Source organism: Pseudomonas sp. CFBP 13602 (assembly GCF_014842725.1).
Lineage (GTDB): Bacteria > Pseudomonadota > Gammaproteobacteria > Pseudomonadales > Pseudomonadaceae > Aquipseudomonas > Aquipseudomonas baltica.
On sequence record NZ_JACYVT010000006.1, the window covers coordinates 276,447 to 293,374 of the forward strand.

A 16,928-nucleotide genomic window follows, 5' to 3' on the forward strand; every position below is an offset into this window, starting at 1 on the left:
AAACGGCCCTTCATAATGCGAGCTCCATGCCCGTCTCCGGGGCTTTGCAAGCACGTTTCGAAGTGTGGCAGTCGTCCGGCGGGTTCTCGGCCAGTACTCGGAAAGCAGCCATGAGCGCAATGCACCAGCAAGCCATGAATCGCGTCTACCAGCAGGTGCTGTCGCGTTTGCTCGGTTCCTTTTCGCCAGCGCGGCGGGTGGCGGTACAGCCACTGATCCAGCGCTTGATGACCGCCGCCGGCGGCGCCCAGCGGCTGGGCGGCTATCGAGTCGTCTACAGGCTCTGCGGCAGCACGGCCGGCCATGCCGGTCTGGCGTTGCTGCGGGCAGCGCAACTGACCTTGGCTGCCCGTCATCAACCGACGTTTTTCATCCGTGCGGCGGTGAGCAGCCAGGCCCTGCTCGACGATGTCCGCAACGGCAATGTGCAGCGGGCCTGCAATGCGCTGTTTCTGCACGACGATCCGCGCATCGAACTGTTGACGTTCGCCGACGATGCCCTGCGGCCGTACGAGTATCGCCTTGCAGGCGTCGACGCCCAGCGCTCGAGTTGTCGCAGCGAATTGTTGAATGCTGCCCACGAATTCGCCCCCTCTGGATCCGCCGAGCTGCAGCATCGGGGCTATCGAACGATCGCGCGGGTTTATCAGCGACTGCTGGGCTACTCGGCCCCGGCCGATGCCATCGTGCTCGACCAACCGGTGTTGCAGCGGCGACGTTTCGTTGCCTGGGCAATGCGTGAGCGACGCCGGGCGGGCGCATCGCCCGCGACTCGCGACCATTGGCAGGGCAGTGGCTGTCTGCAGGGGCTGGGTGCTGCTGTCGTGGGTATGCCACGCGGCCAGCGCGTCGATCCTCTCGACAGGGCGCGATTGCTGGGTATGCATGATCTGCTCGGCGATCCGTCGGCGTCCGATGACGCCATGTGGCAGTTTCTGGGCTGCCAACCCGTGCGCCCGCTATTCGATCCACACGAAATCCGCCATCCGCAACTGGCCTGGCTGGCTTACCTGCACGGCCTGCGCAGCCAGTGCTTGCACGGGGGTAGCTTCGAGCAGGGGCTGAAGGCCTTCCGCAACACCGTGGGCCGAACGGCGGCGAACCAGGGCTGGCCTGCTACGCAACTGCCCAGAGCACTTGTGCAAGACGCCGCCGAGCAGATGCAGGCCCGCTTGACCACGTGGTACGGCATGACTCCAGCGGAGCTGAACTGTGCGGTGTACGCCCCGTTCAGCGATCGCGGGGCACGCCTGGAGGCATTCCTGACAGCGTGCCATCCGGGTATGCAGGTGGCTCTGCCCCACCTGCACCGCGCGCTGCGTGGTTCCAGGGTTGCAGCGCAGGTCTCGCAGTGGCTGGAATCGGTCAGCGGGCTGTCTTTGCCAATTCTGCAAGGGCTCTACCAGCGACCCAGATTGCCATGAACGGCGCTGCCAGGGACAAGGCCGGCGCGTTCGCTTATCAAGGTGTGTACCGCTACCTATTGCGTCTGATCGACGGGATCGAGCCAGGGCTGCGTGTCAAGCTCCCATCCCTCCGTGCGCTGGGGCGAACCCTGGATGTTTCGGTTTCGACCGTGCAGGCCGCCTACGGGCTGCTCGAAGCCGAAGGGCGAATCGAGCCGATCGCCAAGTCCGGTTACTACGCACGGGGCTCCACAGCCTTCGGGCCGGCGCTGGTCAGCCCCGATCTGCTCCAGCAGGTACTCGCCGGCGCCTGCCAGTCCAGTGTGGACGTATTCAGTGGCGCCGCACCACCGCCGCGTACCGATGCCCTGAAGACCCTGCTCAGGTTCGAAGTCGAACTGGCCAGGCGCTACCCGGCGGGGCTGGGGAGCATCGCCCAGCCGTGCGGTGAACTGGAGCTGCGCCATGCGCTGGCGGCGCGCTACACCCGCTGCCTGGACCACCACTGGTGCGCCGACGATGTCTACATCGGCGGTGACCTGCTCAGTGTGCTGCACATGACCTGGACCGCCATGCAGCTGCAAGGCGCGGTGGTGGTGGTATTGGTGCCGTGCGGCTGGCGCATTCTGCGCACCTTGCAGCAGGCCGGGGCGCGGGTGGTCGAGCTGGCGCTCGATGAGCGCGGCCGGGTGCCGATGCAGCGCCTGCGCGAAGTGCTTGCCAGGCGCCAGGTGCGTCTGATGGTGCTGGGCGCGTCTTTCCATGGCCCACACGGCACCTGCATCGGTGACGCCGACAAGCGCACGATTGCCAGCCTGCTGGAGCGGCACGGGGTGTGGGTGGCCGAGGACGACACCGAGGGCGACCTGTGCTTCGAAGCGGTGCTGCGTTTTCGCGAACTGGTAGCGCCGCAACGCTTGCTGATCTTCGGCTCGCTGCAACCCCTCTTTGGTGCCGAGGCGGCTTTCGCCTACCTGCTGTCGCGGCATTGGCCCAGCCGCCTGCAGCAGTACTGCCTGCAACGCGTGACTGCGGCGCCACCCTTGCGCCACAAGGCGCTCGCTCGGTTCATCGGCAGTGGCGCCTACGACGCTCACTTGAACCTGCAACGTGAAGCCCTGCAGCAACAGGTGACAGCCTTCACCACGCTCCTGCACACGCGGCTGAACGAACGATTGCAACTGACACGCAGCGCCGGTGGCGCCTGCGTGTGGGCGCGGGCGCGCTACCCGGTGGACATGCGCGGCGTCCACGAGGACCTGCGCAGGCAGCGTCTGCTGATCGCCCCGGGTGACATCTTCAGCCTGCAGGGCCATTGCCATCAACACCTGCGCCTCAATGGTTGCGGGCACTCGGCGATGCAGTGGGAGCGCTGCGCCGCAGCGCTGGCAGTGGCCCTGAAAGTGCACGAGGTGTAGTCCACCATCGGTCCATTTCCGATTGCCTTGGCTTTTTTCTGTATGTATAAACAGTGGCTTTCATGACACTGGTTTGGCGAAAACGTGGCATTTGCAGCGCTCGAAGACCCTTTCTATTACTTGGCCAATTTCCGTCGCGTACTGGCGTGGCTGGAGCAACGCTACCTGGACGTGCTGGATACCGAGGAGCTGAGCTTCATCCAGCGTTTCGACGCGCTGCCACAGCCGTCCCAGGCGCTGTTGGTGCGCATGATCATGCGCAAGGGCGAGATGTTCCGCGCCAGTCGCCTCGAGTACGCCGAGATCGGTTGTCCAGACGAAGCAGCGCGACCGCTGCTGGCCAGCGGTTATCTCACCGATCAAGCCCCGCTGACGCTGCAGCAGGTGGGCGAGGTGCTGCTCAAGCCGGAAATCGTCAGCTGTTTCGCGACCCACCTCGCCAAGCCATCGTTGCCCAAGCCGCAACTGCTGCTGGCCCTTGCCGAACACGACTGGCCCGTGCAGCCGTTTCGGGGCTGGTGTCCAACGTTGGCCGACACGCTCTACTGCCTGACGGTGCAAGCGCTCTGTGACCGTCTGCGGTTGCTGTTCTTCGGCAATCTGCATCAAGGCTGGACCGAGTTCGTGCTGGCCGACCTGGGGGTGTATCGCTACGAGGCAGTACAGCTGGCGCCCGAGTCACGGGGGCTGACCCATCGCGACGACGTGGCGGCCGGGCTGGCGCTGCATGCATGCAGCGAAGCGATCGAAGCCGGGCTGCCGTGCGAAGACATTCACCGTCAACTGCTGGCGGTGACCACGGACAAATCCTGGTTGCAGAGCCGTCGGCAGAAGCTGCTGTTCCGCCTGGGCTATGCCTGCGAGCGTCAGCAGGATCTGCAGCAGGCCCTGGTGGTGTACCGCAGCTGCGCGTTTGCCCAGGCTCGTGCGCGGATCATTCGCGTGCTCGAATTGCGCGGTGAATACAGCCAGGCGCTGGAATTGGCCGAGCAGGCCAGCCTGGCCCCGCTCAATCCGGCCGAGGCGCAGCAACTGCCGCGCATGCTGCCGCGCCTGCGTCGGCATCTGGGTTTGCCTGCTCAACCCAAGCGCCAGGCCGCAAAAGTCGCGCGCCTGGACCTGACTCTGGTGCTCTGCGAACAGCGCCTGAGCGTCGAGCGGCGGGTGGCCGCGTCGCTGCACAGTGAAGATGCGCCGGTGCATTACGTCGAGAACACCTTGTTCAACGCCTTGTTCGGCCTGCTGTGCTGGAAGGCGATTTTCGCACCGTTGCCCGGCGCCTTTTTTCACCCGTTCCAGAACGGTCCGGCCGACTTGCATCAGCCCGACTTCCGCGAGCGTCGCAGTGCGCTGCTCGACGCATGCCTGGGCGAGCTGGACGATGGGCGCTACAAGCACACCATCCGCCAGACCTGGCGGGACAAGCAGGGCGTGCAATCGCCTTTCGTGCACTGGGGCATGCTCGACGAAACCCTGCTCGAACTCGCATTGGGCTGTATTCCCGCGCAGCACCTCAAACACTGTTTCGACCGGGTGCTGGAAGACGTCAAGGCCAACCGCACCGGTATGCCCGACCTCATCCAGTTCTGGCCCGCCGAAGGTCGCTACCTGATGATCGAGGTCAAGGGGCCCGGCGACCGCTTGCAGGATAACCAACTGCGCTGGCTGGAGTTCTGTGCCCGCCATGCACTGCCGGTGCAGGTCTGCTACGTGGAGTGGGCAGGACAGCCCGCGTGAGCTACACCGTGGCCGTACGGGCCTTGTGCGAGTTCACGGCCAAGGTGGGTGACCTCGACCTGCGCTTCACACCTTCGCCGTCGGCTCAGGAGGGCATGCTCGGCCATCGCCGGGTGACCCAGGGCCGCGAGGCCGGCTACCAGAGCGAAGTCACCCTCAGCGGCCAATACCATGAGTTGCAGGTGCGCGGCCGCGCCGACGGCTATGACCCGGCGCTGAACCGCCTGGAAGAGATCAAGACCCACCGCGGCGACCTCGATCTGCAGCCCGACAATCATCGCCAATTGCACTGGGCCCAGGCCAAGGTCTATGCCTGGCTGATGTGTCAGCAACTGCAGCTGACGCGCATGGACGTTGCCTTGGTGTATTTCGATGTCGATTACGACAAGCAGACGGTGTTCAGCCAGCAGTGCCAGGCGCAGGATCTGGAAGCACATTTCGAACGGCTGTGTTCGCGCTTCCTGCAATGGGCGCGTCAGGAACTGGCCCGTAGCGCCGAGCGCGACGCGGCGCTGCGTGCACTGACCTTCCCCCATGCGGCCTTTCGCGTCGGTCAGCGCGAATTGGCGGAAACCGTCTACAAGGCGGTCAGCACCGGGCGCTGCCTGATGGCCCAGGCCACCACCGGTATCGGCAAGACCCTGGCGACGCTGTTTCCGTTGCTCAAGGCGATGGTCCCGCAGCAACTGGACAAGATTTTCTTTCTCAGCGCCAAAAGCCCCGGTCGTGCCCTGGCGCTGGAGGCCGTGGCGCAATTGCATCGCCAGCCGGGGCTACCGCTTCGTACATTGGAAATGGTCGCGCGGGACAAGGCCTGTGAGCACCCGGACAAGGCCTGTCACGGTGAATCCTGCCCGTTGGCCAAGGGCTTCTACGACCGCCTGCCGGCAGCTCGCGAAGACGCCGTGCGCTTGCAGATCCTGGATCAGGCACAGGTGCGCCAGACCGCCCTGGCGCACCGGATCTGCCCCTATTACCTGAGCCAGGAACTGGCCCGTTGGGCGGACGTGGTCATCGGCGACTACAACTATTATTTCGACCTCAATGCCCTGCTGTTCGGTCTGGCTCAAGAGCGCCAATGGCGTGTGGCAGTGTTGGTCGACGAGTCGCACAACCTGGTCGACCGCGCGCGCGGCATGTACAGCGCCACCCTCGAGCAGCGCACGCTGCAGGCGGTGCGCGCGGCGCCGCCAAGCAAGCTCAAGAGTCCGCTGCAACGTGTGAATCGGGAGTGGAACGCGCTGCACGCCGAGCAATCGGGGCCATACCAGGCGCACGCGCGTCTGCCGGACAAGTTGATCCTGGCGCTGCTGCGCTGCATCAGTCTGATTGGCGACGAGATGAATGCGCAGCCCCAGGGCATCGATCCGCAACTGCTGGACTTCTATTTCCAGGCGTTGCAGTTCACCCGCGTGGCGGATCTGATCGACGAGCACTATGTATTCGACGTGACTCGCCGCGACGGTTCGGGCAAGCGTGTGCAGTCGCAGCTGTGCCTGCGCAATATCGTCCCGGCGCCCTTGCTGGGGCCGCGCATCGCCGCAGCGCGCAGTGCCATTCTGTTTTCCGCCACGCTCAGCCCGCGACGCTACTATGCCGACCTGCTCGGGCTGCCCAAGGACCATGCGTGGATCGACGTGCAGTCGCCGTTCAGTGCCGAGCAGTTGGAGGTGCGCATCGTCGATGACATCTCCACGCGCTTCAACCATCGGCAGGCGTCGCTGGGGCCCATTGTGGAACTGATTGCCAAGCAGTATCTGGCGCAGCCGGGTAACTACCTGGCGTTCTTCAGCAGTTTCGATTACCTGCAGCAGGTCGAGGCACTGTTGGCCGAGCGCTACCCGAACATCGAGCAATGGGCTCAGGCACGCAAGATGGATGAAGGCGCACGGCGTGACTTTCTTGCCCGCTTCACCTCGACCAGTCAGGGCGTCGGTTTTGCGGTGCTTGGCGGTGCGTTTGGCGAGGGCATCGATTTGCCCGGCAAGCGCTTGATCGGCGCCTTTATCGCTACCCTTGGATTGGCCCAGTTCAACCCGGTCAATGAGCAGATCAAGGGGCGCATGAATACCCTGTTCGGTTCGGGGTACGACTACACCTACCTGTATCCCGGTTTGTGCAAGGTGGTGCAGGCGGCAGGACGGGTGATCCGTGGTCAGGACGACAGGGGGGTGGTAGTGCTTATCGACGACCGCTTTGCCGAGGCGCGGGTCAAGAGCCTGTTTCCGCGATGGTGGGCGGTTTAGTTTTCGGCTATGTGGGAGCGGGCTCTGCCCGCGAAGAGGCCGCCACGGAAACATAAAAAAACCCGCCGAAGCGGGTTTTTTCATACAGCCGATCTTCAGCCTTTCACAACCACCGAACCCAACTGGAACCCGGCATGCTGCACCAGCTCCAGCAGCGGTTGTGGGTACACGCCCAGGAGGAAGGCGAGGGCGGCGATGGCCAGCAGCATCACGCCACCAGTGCGCTGTTCCCACTTGAGCGGGGCATCGGTGCGACGCAGGTTCTTTTCCATCAGGAACAAGGTCACCATCACGCGCAGGTAGTAGAAGACGCCGATGGCGCTACCGATCACCAGCGCACCGGTCAGCCACCACAGTTGCGATTCCACGCCCGTGGCGATGATGTAGAACTTGCCGATGAAACCGGCGGTCAGCGGAATGCCCGCCAGCGACAGCATCATCACGGTCAGCACCGCCGTCAGGTACGGACGGCGCCAGAACAGGCCGCGGTACTCGTACAAAGCATCGGCGTCGCGGCCGTTGTACGGCGACGACATCAGGGTGATCACGCCGAACGCACCCAGGCTGGTGATCACGTAGGTCACGAGGTAGACGCCGATGGCTTCCAGAGCCAGGCCCTTGCTCGCTACCAGCGCGATCAGCAGGTAACCGAAGTGGGCGATGGACGAATAACCCAGCAGGCGCTTGAGGTTGCTCTGGGTCACTGCCAGCAAGTTGCCGATCAGGATCGATGCCACCGCAATCACCGCCAGCACATCGCTGAGCACACCGCTGCTGGCTGCCGGCGACAGCTGGAACAAGCGCACCACCACGGCGAACACCGCGACCTTGCTGGCAGTGGCCAGAAACGCAGCGACAGGCGCCGGAGCGCCCTCGTACACGTCGGGTGTCCACAAGTGGAAGGGCACCAGCGACAGCTTGAACGCCAGGCCTACCAGCATCATCGCCAGGCCCAGCTGCGCCAGCGCACTCGGCACACCGGTGGCGGCCAGGGCCAGGCCGATGCCCGAGAAGCTCAGGCTGCCGGCATCGGCGTACAGCAGCGCCATGCCGAACAGCAGGAACGCCGAGCCTGCGGCCGACAGCACCATGTACTTGATGCCGCCTTCCAGCGAGCGCTTGTTGAAGAAGGCGTAGGCGATCAGTCCGTACGTGGGTACCGAGAGCAGTTCCAGACCGATGAACAGCCCGGCCAGGTGCTGCGCGCAAACCAGTACCAGACCACCCAGCGCGGCCATCAGGATCAGCAGGTAAAGCTCTTCACGGTTGCCGGGATAGCCGGTGGCGCCATCACCCAGGTAGGCGTGCGCCAGGGTCACGCAAGCCAGTGTGGCAACCAGGATCAGCGCCATGTACAGCGCGGCGAAGTTGTCCACCTGCAGCAACGGCGTCACGGTCATGGGCGTGAGCTTGAGCACCGGCAGGATCGACAGCAGCGCCAGGTTCAAGCCCGCACACGAGAGCAGGAAGGTTTGCGAATGGTTGCGCCGCCAGGCGATCGCCAGCATCACCGCAACGACGGTGACGGTGGTGATCAGCAGCGGCGCAAGCGCAATAAAGTGTTGAATCGTCAGGTCCATAGCGCTCTTACCGGGCCGAAGCGAGTTGAGTGAAGGCGGTGCCGAACCACTGCTGCACACCGGTCATGGTGGCGGCGGAGGTATCGAGGAAAGGCTGCGGGTAGACGCCAAGCAGAATCAGCAGGCCCGCAAGACCCAGCACCATGATCAGTTCGCGATTGTCCATGCCGGCCAGTACCGCGTCCGACTTGGAGGGGCCGAAGTAGGCTCGGTGAATCATGATCAGCGAGTACACCGAACCGAATACCAGCCCGGAGGTGGCGATGGCGGTGATCCACGGGGCGACGGTGAAGCTGCCCAGCAGGATCAGGAACTCACCGACGAAGTTGCCCGTGCCCGGCAGGCCCAGCGAGGCAGCGGCGAAGAACAGGCTGATGGCCGGCAGGTAGGCAATGCGCGACCACAGCCCGCCCATTTCACGCATGTCGCGAGTGTGCAGACGCTCGTACAACTGGCCGCTGAGGATGAACAGCGCCGCTGCCGACAGCCCGTGGGCGAGCATCTGGATCACCGCGCCTTGCAGGGCCTGCTGGGTGCCGGAGTAGATACCGATCAGCACGAAGCCCATGTGCGAGACGCTGGAGAAGGCGATCAGGCGCTTGATGTCGCTTTGTGCGAACGCCAGGAATGCGCCGTAGAAAATGCCCACCAGACCGAGGGTCATGGCGATCGGTGCGAACTCTGCCGAGGCATTGGGGAACAGCGGCAGGGCGAAGCGCAGGATGCCGTAGGCGGCGGTTTTCAGCAGGATACCGGCCAGGTCCACGGAACCTGCGGTAGGCGCCTGGGCGTGAGCATCGGGCAGCCAGGAGTGGAACGGCACCACCGGCAGCTTCACCGCGAAGGCGATGAAGAAACCGAGCATCAGCAGGTATTCGACATGTTCCGGCAACTGCGCCTTGAGCAGTTCGCTGTAGTTGAACGTCATCACACCGGTGTTGCTGTAGTTGAACAGCACCAGGCCCAGGATCGCCACCAGCATGATCAGGCCGCTGGCCTGAGTGAAGATGAAGAACTTGGTGGCGGCGTAGATCCGGGTCTTCTTGCCATCCGAGGAACTGTGACCCCAGAGCGCGATGAGGAAATACATCGGCACCAGCATCATTTCCCAGAAGAAGAAGAACAGGAACAGGTCCAGCGCCAGGAACACACCGACCACACCGCCCAGAATCCACATCAGGTTGAGGTGGAAGAAGCCGACGTGGCGCTGGATCTCTTTCCACGAGCACAGTACCGAGAGAATACCCAGCAGGCCGGTGAGCAGGATCATCAGCAGCGACAGGCCGTCCAGCGCCAGGTGCACGCTGATGCCGAAGCGCTGGATCCAGTTGAGCTTGAACTCGTAGGCCCAGACAGGTTCCGCGCCGGGTGCAGGCGCCAGGGTGTAGTCGCCATTGGCCCACAGCCAGAGGCCGAGCGCGAGTTCCAGGGACATGGTCAGCAATGCGATCCAGCGGGGCAGGGTAGCGCTGCTGCGCTCCGCTACCCAGCACAGAAGGCCGCCGATGAAGGGGATCAGGATCAGCCAGGGCAAAATCATGACGGGCTCGTTTCCTTTCGCAAAGTCACAGGATTCATATCAGACCGCCGCCAGCACGACGGCGCCTAGCACCAGCACGGCGCCAGCGGCCATCGAAGCGGCATACCAGCGCAACTGACCGGTCTCGGTACGGCTCATGGCGTTGTTGCCGCCCTTGGCCGTACGCGGGATCAAGCCAATCACCTGGTCAACCGGGTCCTTGCGCAACAGGTGGCTGATCAGCAGGTAGGGTTTGACGAACAGCTTGTCGTAGATCCAGTCGAAGCCCCAGGCGGCGAACCACCAGGCCGACAGCACCCGGCCGATGCCGCTGTTGGCCACGGCCGTGGCAACGCGGCGCTTGCCGAGGAACAGCATGGCTGCCAGCAGGATACCGGCCAGGGCAATGGCGCCCGAGGCGATCTCCAGGCTGTGCTTGGCCTCGCCGCCGGCATGACCGACGCTCTGCGGCAGCACGCCCGCCAATGGCGGATGGATCCAGGCACCGATGAAGGTCGACAGCACGATCAGCACGCCCAACGGCAGCCAGTGGGCAACGCCGTGGCCGGCGTGCGCTTCGGTCTTGGCTTCGCCATGGAAGGTGATGAAGATCAGGCGGAAGGTGTACAGCGAGGTCATGAACGCACCGACCAGGCCGGCGTACAGCAAGCCGTTGTTGCCGCTGGCGAAGGCTTCCCAGAGGATCTCGTCCTTGGAATAGAAGCCGGCCGTCAGCAATGGCAGGGCCGCGAGGGCAGAGCCGCCGACGATGAAGCTGGCGTAGGCCAACGGCAGCTTCTTCCACAGACCACCCATCTTGAAGATGTTCTGCTCGTGATGGCAGGCGACGATCACCGCACCCGAGGCAAGGAACAGCAGCGCCTTGAAGAAGGCATGGGTCATCAGGTGGAAGATCGCGCCGTCCCAGGCACCGACGCCCAGGGCCAGGAACATGTAGCCGATCTGGCTCATGGTCGAGTAGGCCAGGATACGCTTGATGTCGGTCTGCACCAGCGCAGCGAAGCCGGCCAGGACCAGCGTGACCCCACCGACCACACCGACCAGATGCAGGATGTCCGGGGCCAGGGCGAACAGCCCATGGGTCCGGGCGATCAGGTAGACACCGGCGGTCACCATGGTGGCGGCGTGGATCAGTGCCGACACCGGGGTAGGGCCGGCCATGGCGTCTGCCAGCCAGGTCTGCAGGGGCAGCTGCGCGGACTTGCCCACGGCGCCGCCAAGCAGCATCAGCGTGGCCAGCACGATCCAGAAGTCACCGACCTTGAAATGTTCCGGCGCCCGCACCAGCAGTTCCTGGATGTTCAGGGTACCCAGTTGCTGGAACAGGATGAACAGGCCGATGGCCATGAACACGTCGCCGATGCGGGTGACGATGAACGCCTTGAGCGCTGCGTTGCCGTTGTTGCGGTTGCCATAGTAGAAACCGATCAACAGGTACGAGCACAGGCCCACGCCTTCCCAACCGAAGTAGATGAACAGCAGGTTGTCGCCCAGGATCAGGAACAGCATGCTGGCAATGAACAGGTTGGTGTAGGCGAAGAAGCGCGAGTAGCCTTCTTCACCGCGCATGTACCAGGAGGCGAACAGATGGATCAGGAAACCCACGCCTACCACCACGCCGAGCATGGTGATCGACAGGCCGTCCAGGTACAGGGTGAAGTTGGGTTCGAACCCATCCACCGCCATCCAGCGCCACAGCAGTTGGGTGTACACGCCACCCTCGGGCGGCGCGACGTTGAACTGCCAGATAACGTAGGCGGCAACCACCGCCGACAGGCCGATGGAGCCGACGCCGATCAGCGCCGAGAGGTTTTCCGAGAAGCGCCCGCGCGAGAACGACAGCAGCAGGAAGCCGATCAGCGGGAATACGAAGGTCAGAAAGATCAGGTTCATCCGCGCATCTCACTGGCAGCGTCGATGTCGAGCGTGTGGAAGCGGCGATACAGCTGCATCAGGATCGCCAGGCCAATGGAGGCCTCGGCCGCGGCCAGGGTGATCACCAGGATGAACATGATCTGTCCATCGGGCTGGCCCCAGCGTGCGCCCGCCACGATGAACGCCAGGGCAGAGGCGTTCATCATGATTTCCAGACTCATCAACACGAAAAGAATGTTACGGCGGACCATCAGGCCGACCAGACCAAGGGTGAACAGGATGCCGGCGACAGCCAGGCCATGCTCGAGAGGGATAGCGGGCATCTGTTTACTCCTTTTCCGTACGGCCGAGGTGGAACGCCGTCACGGCTGCAGCCAGCAGCAGCATCGACGCCAGTTCAACCACCAGCAGGTAGGGACCGAACAGACTGATGCCGACCGCCTTGGCATCGACTGTGGTCTGGCCGATACCGGCAGCGCTGGGGTTGGCGAACAGCACGTACAGCAATTCGAGCAGCAACAAGGCGCCGAGGAATACCGGGCCAGCCCAGATACCCGGCTTGAGCCACACGCGTTCCTGCTGCACCGAGGCCGGGCCCAGGTTGAGCATCATCACCACGAAGACGAACAGCACCATGATGGCGCCGGCGTAGGCGATCACTTCGAGTACACCGGCGAACGGCGCACCCAGGGCGAAGAAGGTCATCGCCACGGCGATCAACGAGATGATCAGATAGAGCAGGGCGTGTACGGGGTTGGTATTGGTGATCACCCTGAGGGTGGACACCACCGCGATACCCGACGCGAAATAGAAAGCGAATTCCATCTTTCTTCCTTAAGGGAGCAAGCTCTTCACGTTGATCGGCTGGGCTTCGTTCTGCGCGGCGCCCTTGGGCTTGCCGGCTACGGCCATGCCGGCTACGCGGTAGAAGTTGTAGTCAGGGTTCTTGCCGGGGCCGGAGATCAGCAGATCTTCCTTTTCGTAGACCAGATCCTGACGCTTGAACTCGGCCATCTCGAAGTCCGGCGTGAGCTGGATCGCGGTCGTCGGGCAGGCTTCCTCGCACAGGCCACAGAAAATGCAGCGCGAGAAGTTGATCCGGAAGAAGTCCGGGTACCAGCGACCGTCCTCGGTTTCTGCCTTCTGCAACGAGATGCAACCCACCGGGCAGGCCACGGCGCACAGGTTGCAGGCCACGCAGCGTTCCTCGCCGTCGGGGTCGCGGGTCAATACGATGCGGCCGCGATAGCGCGGCGGCAGGTAAACCGCCTCCTCGGGGTATTGCAGGGTGTCGCGCTTACGGAAACCGTGGCCGAACACCATGATCAGGCTGCGCAGCTGCGTGCCCGTTCCTTTTACGATGTCACCGATATATTTGAACATGGGTCAATTCCTCACTGAACCGTGCCGGCGGGCGTGTTCAACAACACGATCGCGGCGGTCACCAGCATGTTGATCAGGGTCAGTGGCAGGCAGAACTTCCAGCTGAAATCCATTACCTGGTCGTAGCGAGGGCGCGGGATGGATGCGCGCAGCAGTACGAACAGCATGATGAAGAACGCGGTTTTCAGTGCGAACCAGACGAACGACAGTTGCGGCAGAATTCCGAACGGACCATGCCAGCCGCCGAAGAACAGCGTCACCAGCAAGGCCGAGATCAGGATGATGCCGATGTATTCACCGACGAAGAACATGCCCCATTTCATGCCGGCGTATTCGATGTGGTAGCCGTCGGCCAGTTCCTGTTCCGCTTCCGGCTGGTCGAACGGATGACGGTGAGTCACCGCCACGCCGGCGACGAAGAAGGTACAGAAGCCGAAGAACTGCGGAATGATGAACCACAGGTTCTGCGCCTGGTACTCGACGATGTCGCGCATGTTGAAGGAACCGGCCTGGATCACGATGCCCATCAGCGACAGGCCCATGAACACTTCGTACGACACGGTTTGCGCGGAAGCCCGCAAGCTGCCCAGCAGGGCGTACTTGTTGTTGCTGGCCCAGCCGGCGAACAGCACGGCATACACCGACAGTCCGGCCATGGCGAAGAAGAACAGCAGCCCGATGTTCAGGTCCGCCACACCCCAGGTGGGGGTGATCGGAATGATCGCGAAGGCGATCAGCAAGGCACTCATGGCCACCACCGGCGCCAGGGTGAAGATCACCTTGTCGACGAAGGGCGGGTTCCAGTCTTCCTTGAAGAACATCTTCAGCATGTCGGCGGCAATCTGGAACATGCCGAACGGACCGACCCGGTTCGGGCCGTAGCGATCCTGCCACCAGCCCAGCAGGCGACGCTCGACGAAGCTGAGCAACGCGCCGCAGACGACCACCGCCAGCATGATGACCAGGGCCTTGACCACACCGATGATGATGTCGATCACTTCAGGGGTGAACCAGGTCATTGTGCTGCCTCCTGCAGGCCTTCGACGGATGCGCCGGCAAACGCCGGCGGGATGCCCGCCAGACCAGCGGGCAGACCCACCAGGCCTGCGCCCAGTTCTTCACTGATGCGCAGCGGCAGGCGCAAGGCCCGGCCGGCGACGGTGAGGCTCAGCAGGGCGCCATCGTTGACGCCCAGACGATCCGCCTCGGATTTGGCCAACGCGACGTAGGGAGCCGGAATCCGCTCCTGCACCGGTGCGGAGCGGGAAGAGTTTTCTTCGCTGCCGAACAGGTGATAGAACGGCACTGCCTGCCAGGTGCCGCGAGCGGGCGAGAAGGCCGCCGGCACGCTGGCGAACCAGCCCAGGCCGTCGCCCTGGCTTTCGATCAGGCGTGTGCCGGGGTCACCGGCACGCAGATGGCCGCCCACTTCGTCCTGGAACTTGTTCCAGGCCTGTGGCGAGTTCCAGCCTGGCGACCAGGCGAATGGCACCTGCTGACGTGGCTCGGCCGAGCCCGAGTAGCCTTCCATGGAGAACGAGAAGGCGGTATCGGTATCCTGCGATGTCCGTGGCTCGTGCACGCTGATGTTGGCGCGCATGGCCGTGCGGCCGCTGTAGCGCAACGGCTCACGGGCCAGCTTCAGGCCCTTGATGCGGAACGAGGCCGAGGGCGCGGCATCGACGATGCGCGCCAGTGGTGCAGCGCTGTTGGCCACGGCAGCGGTGACGTGGTCGAGCTGGGTCCAGTCCACCGGCTGGTTCAGCAGCGTGCTGCGCAGCGCGTGCAGCCAGCGCCAGCCTTCGTGGATCAGAATGCTGGCATCCAGGTAGACCGGATCGAACACCTGGAAGAACCGCTGGGCGCGGCCTTCCTGGCTGACCAGCGTGCCATCGCCTTCGGCGAAGCTGGCGGCCGGCAAGACCAGATGGGCGCGCTCGACGGTGCGGGTGTGCTGGTGATCGGCAACGATGACCACCTTGGCGGCGTTCAGCGCAGCATCCACTTTGGCGGCATCGACACGGGTGTACAAATCGTTTTCCAGGATCACCAGTGCGTCGGCGTGACCGTCGATCACGGCTTGCAGCGCGTCGTCCACCGACTCGCCACCGAGCATTGCCAGGCCCATGCTGTTGGCTTCCGGCACGATCAGGCTCAGCGAGCCGGCCTTGTCGCGACCCTTCAAGGCCTTGGCGATGTTGCCTGCCGCCTCGATCAGGGCGTTGCAGCCCAGCGAAGTGCCGCTGATGACCAGCGGACGCTTGGCGGCCACCAGTGCATCGGCAATGCGCTGGGCCAGCTCGAGGGCTTCGGTGTCCAGGCCGCTGACGGCGGGTGCGCTCGGATCGATCGCATGGGCCACGGCGAAGCCGATGCGCGCCAGGTCTTCGGGCGCGGCGTGCACGCATTCTTCGGCGACGTCGTCGAGCTTGGTGTCGGTCAGGCTGGCGATGAACAACGGATGCAGCTCATGTTGACCGATGTTCTTAACGGCAGCGTCGAGCCACGGTTGAACGCGCATGGCCTCGGCCATAGCCTCTGCCTTGCCCTTCACCGATTGACGCAGTGCCAGCGCCATGCGCGCGGCGGTCTGGGTCAAGTCTTCGCCCAACACGAACACCGCGTCGTGGTCTTCGACCTCGCGCAGGCTCGGGATCGGCAACGGGCTGTTCTGCAGCACCTGCAAGGCCAGGCGGATGCGCGACAGCTCGCCGGCTTCGATGCCGCTGTAGAAGTGCTTGGCACCGACCAGTTCCAGCAGGGCGTAGTTGCTTTCCAGGCTGGCCCGCGGCGAGCCGATGCCGACGATGTTGCGGCCGCGCAACAGCTCGGCAGCCTTGTCCAGCGCCTCGTCGAGGCTCAGCTTGCGGTTGCCTTCGGCCAGCAGCGGTTGCCGTGGGCGATCGGTGCGGTTGACGTAGCCGTAGCCGAAGCGGCCACGGTCGCACAGGAAATAGTGGTTCACCGAACCGTTGTAGCGGTTCTCGATGCGGCGCAGCTCACCGTAGCGCTCGCCCGGGCTGATGTTGCAACCGCTCGAGCAGCCATGGCAGATGCTCGGGGCAAACTGCATGTCCCACTTGCGGTTATAGCGCTCGGAGTGCGTCTTGTCGGTGAACACACCGGTCGGGCAGACCTCGGTGAGGTTGCCGGAAAACTCGCTTTCCAGGGTGCCGTCCTCGACCCGTCCGAAGTAGACGTTGTCGTGGGCGCCGAACACGCCCAGGTCGGTGCCGCCGGCGTAGTCCTTGTAGAAACGCACGCAGCGATAGCAGGCGATGCAGCGGTTCATCTCGTGCGCGATGAACGGGCCCAGTTCCTGATTCTGGTGGGTGCGCTTGCTGAACCGATAGCGACGCTCGTTGTGACCGGTCATCACGGTCATGTCTTGCAGATGGCAGTGACCGCCTTCCTCGCAGACCGGGCAGTCGTGCGGGTGGTTGGTCATCAGCCATTCGACGACGCTGGCACGGAATGCCTTGGATTCGTCGTCTTCGATGGAGATCCAGGTGTTGTCGGTGGCAGGGGTCATGCACGACATGACGATGCGACCACGGGTGTCGTTCTCGTCGGTGTACTGCTTGACTGCGCACTGGCGGCAGGCGCCGACGCTGCCCAGCGCCGGGTGCCAGCAGAAATACGGGATGTCGAGGCCCAGCGACAGACAGGCCTGCAACAGGTTGTCTGCGCCATCGACCTCGAGCGCTTTGCCGTCTACGTGGATAGTGGCCATGGTTCAAGTT

The 16,928-nt window shown here is 63.8% G+C and carries 12 protein-coding genes; 4 read left to right on the forward strand and 8 right to left on the reverse strand.

Annotated features, from left to right (window positions below; translation table 11 throughout):
* Positions 1-110: 110 nt before the first annotated feature.
* From IFU31_RS14630 to IFU31_RS14645, 4 genes are all read left to right on the forward strand, one after another.
* Positions 111-1,424, forward strand: a complete 1,314-nt coding sequence (locus tag IFU31_RS14630; protein ID WP_192103440.1) for a hypothetical protein — start codon at positions 111-113, stop codon at positions 1,422-1,424.
* A complete protein-coding gene (locus tag IFU31_RS14635; RefSeq protein ID WP_192103442.1) occupies positions 1,421-2,824 on the forward strand; it encodes an aminotransferase-like domain-containing protein in 1,404 nt (467 codons plus the stop codon). The genes IFU31_RS14630 and IFU31_RS14635 overlap by 4 nt, the downstream gene beginning before the upstream one ends.
* 84 nt (positions 2,825-2,908) lie before the next feature.
* A complete protein-coding gene (locus IFU31_RS14640) occupies positions 2,909-4,561 on the forward strand; it encodes a VRR-NUC domain-containing protein (protein WP_192103444.1) in 1,653 nt (550 codons plus the stop codon).
* Entirely contained in the window at positions 4,558-6,807 is a 2,250-nt protein-coding gene (locus IFU31_RS14645; RefSeq protein WP_192103446.1) for an ATP-dependent DNA helicase, read from the forward strand. Before IFU31_RS14640 ends, IFU31_RS14645 begins: the two co-directional genes overlap by 4 nt.
* Positions 6,808-6,902: 95 nt before the next feature.
* Here IFU31_RS14645 and nuoN read toward each other — a convergent pair whose 3' ends face one another.
* Genes nuoN through nuoG form a run of 8 tightly spaced genes read right to left on the reverse strand, consistent with a single transcriptional unit; the run spans position 6,903 to position 16,918 of the window.
* Positions 6,903-8,387, reverse strand: coding sequence for an NADH-quinone oxidoreductase subunit NuoN (gene nuoN / locus IFU31_RS14650; RefSeq protein WP_122477733.1), 1,485 nt, complete (start codon positions 8,385-8,387; stop codon positions 6,903-6,905).
* Positions 8,388-8,394: 7 nt separating this feature from the next.
* Positions 8,395-9,927 (reverse strand): NADH-quinone oxidoreductase subunit M, encoded by a 1,533-nt coding sequence (nuoM, locus tag IFU31_RS14655; protein ID WP_192103448.1) that lies wholly within the window; start codon positions 9,925-9,927, stop codon positions 8,395-8,397.
* Between the two features lie 39 nt (positions 9,928-9,966).
* Positions 9,967-11,820, reverse strand: coding sequence for an NADH-quinone oxidoreductase subunit L (gene nuoL, locus IFU31_RS14660; RefSeq protein ID WP_192103450.1), 1,854 nt, complete (start codon positions 11,818-11,820; stop codon positions 9,967-9,969).
* Positions 11,817-12,125 carry an NADH-quinone oxidoreductase subunit NuoK gene (nuoK, locus tag IFU31_RS14665; protein ID WP_043190115.1) on the reverse strand — a complete coding sequence of 103 codons (309 nt, stop codon included), beginning with the start codon at positions 12,123-12,125 and terminating at the stop codon, positions 11,817-11,819. Before nuoK ends, nuoL begins: the two co-directional genes overlap by 4 nt.
* Positions 12,126-12,129: 4 nt before the next feature.
* A complete protein-coding gene (gene nuoJ, locus IFU31_RS14670) occupies positions 12,130-12,627 on the reverse strand; it encodes an NADH-quinone oxidoreductase subunit J (protein WP_049860090.1) in 498 nt (165 codons plus the stop codon).
* 9 nt (positions 12,628-12,636) lie between these two features.
* The gene (gene nuoI / locus IFU31_RS14675) at positions 12,637-13,185 is read right to left on the reverse strand and encodes an NADH-quinone oxidoreductase subunit NuoI (protein ID WP_122477739.1); all 549 of its coding nucleotides are present in this window, start codon (positions 13,183-13,185) and stop codon (positions 12,637-12,639) included.
* Positions 13,186-13,196: 11 nt separating this feature from the next.
* Complete coding sequence (gene nuoH / locus IFU31_RS14680) at positions 13,197-14,204, reverse strand: NADH-quinone oxidoreductase subunit NuoH (protein ID WP_122477741.1); 1,008 nt, start codon at positions 14,202-14,204, stop codon at positions 13,197-13,199.
* Entirely contained in the window at positions 14,201-16,918 is a 2,718-nt protein-coding gene (nuoG, locus tag IFU31_RS14685; RefSeq protein ID WP_192103452.1) for an NADH-quinone oxidoreductase subunit NuoG, read from the reverse strand. The genes nuoH and nuoG overlap by 4 nt, the downstream gene beginning before the upstream one ends.
* Positions 16,919-16,928 lie beyond the last annotated feature (10 nt).

Bases quoted from the DNA above. Each gene is read 5' to 3' on its own strand.
- nuoK (WP_043190115.1), bottom strand. From the start codon at position 12,125: ATGCCCGCTATCCCTCTCGAGCATGGCCTGGCTGTCGCCGGCATCCTG.
- IFU31_RS14630 (WP_192103440.1), top strand. From the start codon at position 111: ATGAGCGCAATGCACCAGCAAGCCATGAATCGCGTCTACCAGCAGGTG.
- nuoG (WP_192103452.1), bottom strand. From the start codon at position 16,918: ATGGCCACTATCCACGTAGACGGCAAAGCGCTCGAGGTCGATGGCGCA.
- nuoM (WP_192103448.1), bottom strand. From the start codon at position 9,927: ATGATTTTGCCCTGGCTGATCCTGATCCCCTTCATCGGCGGCCTTCTG.
- nuoJ (WP_049860090.1), bottom strand. From the start codon at position 12,627: ATGGAATTCGCTTTCTATTTCGCGTCGGGTATCGCGGTGGTGTCCACC.
- nuoN (WP_122477733.1), bottom strand. From the start codon at position 8,387: ATGGACCTGACGATTCAACACTTTATTGCGCTTGCGCCGCTGCTGATC.
- nuoL (WP_192103450.1), bottom strand. From the start codon at position 11,820: ATGAACCTGATCTTTCTGACCTTCGTATTCCCGCTGATCGGCTTCCTG.
- nuoH (WP_122477741.1), bottom strand. From the start codon at position 14,204: ATGACCTGGTTCACCCCTGAAGTGATCGACATCATCATCGGTGTGGTC.
- IFU31_RS14635 (WP_192103442.1), top strand. From the start codon at position 1,421: ATGAACGGCGCTGCCAGGGACAAGGCCGGCGCGTTCGCTTATCAAGGT.
- nuoI (WP_122477739.1), bottom strand. From the start codon at position 13,185: ATGTTCAAATATATCGGTGACATCGTAAAAGGAACGGGCACGCAGCTG.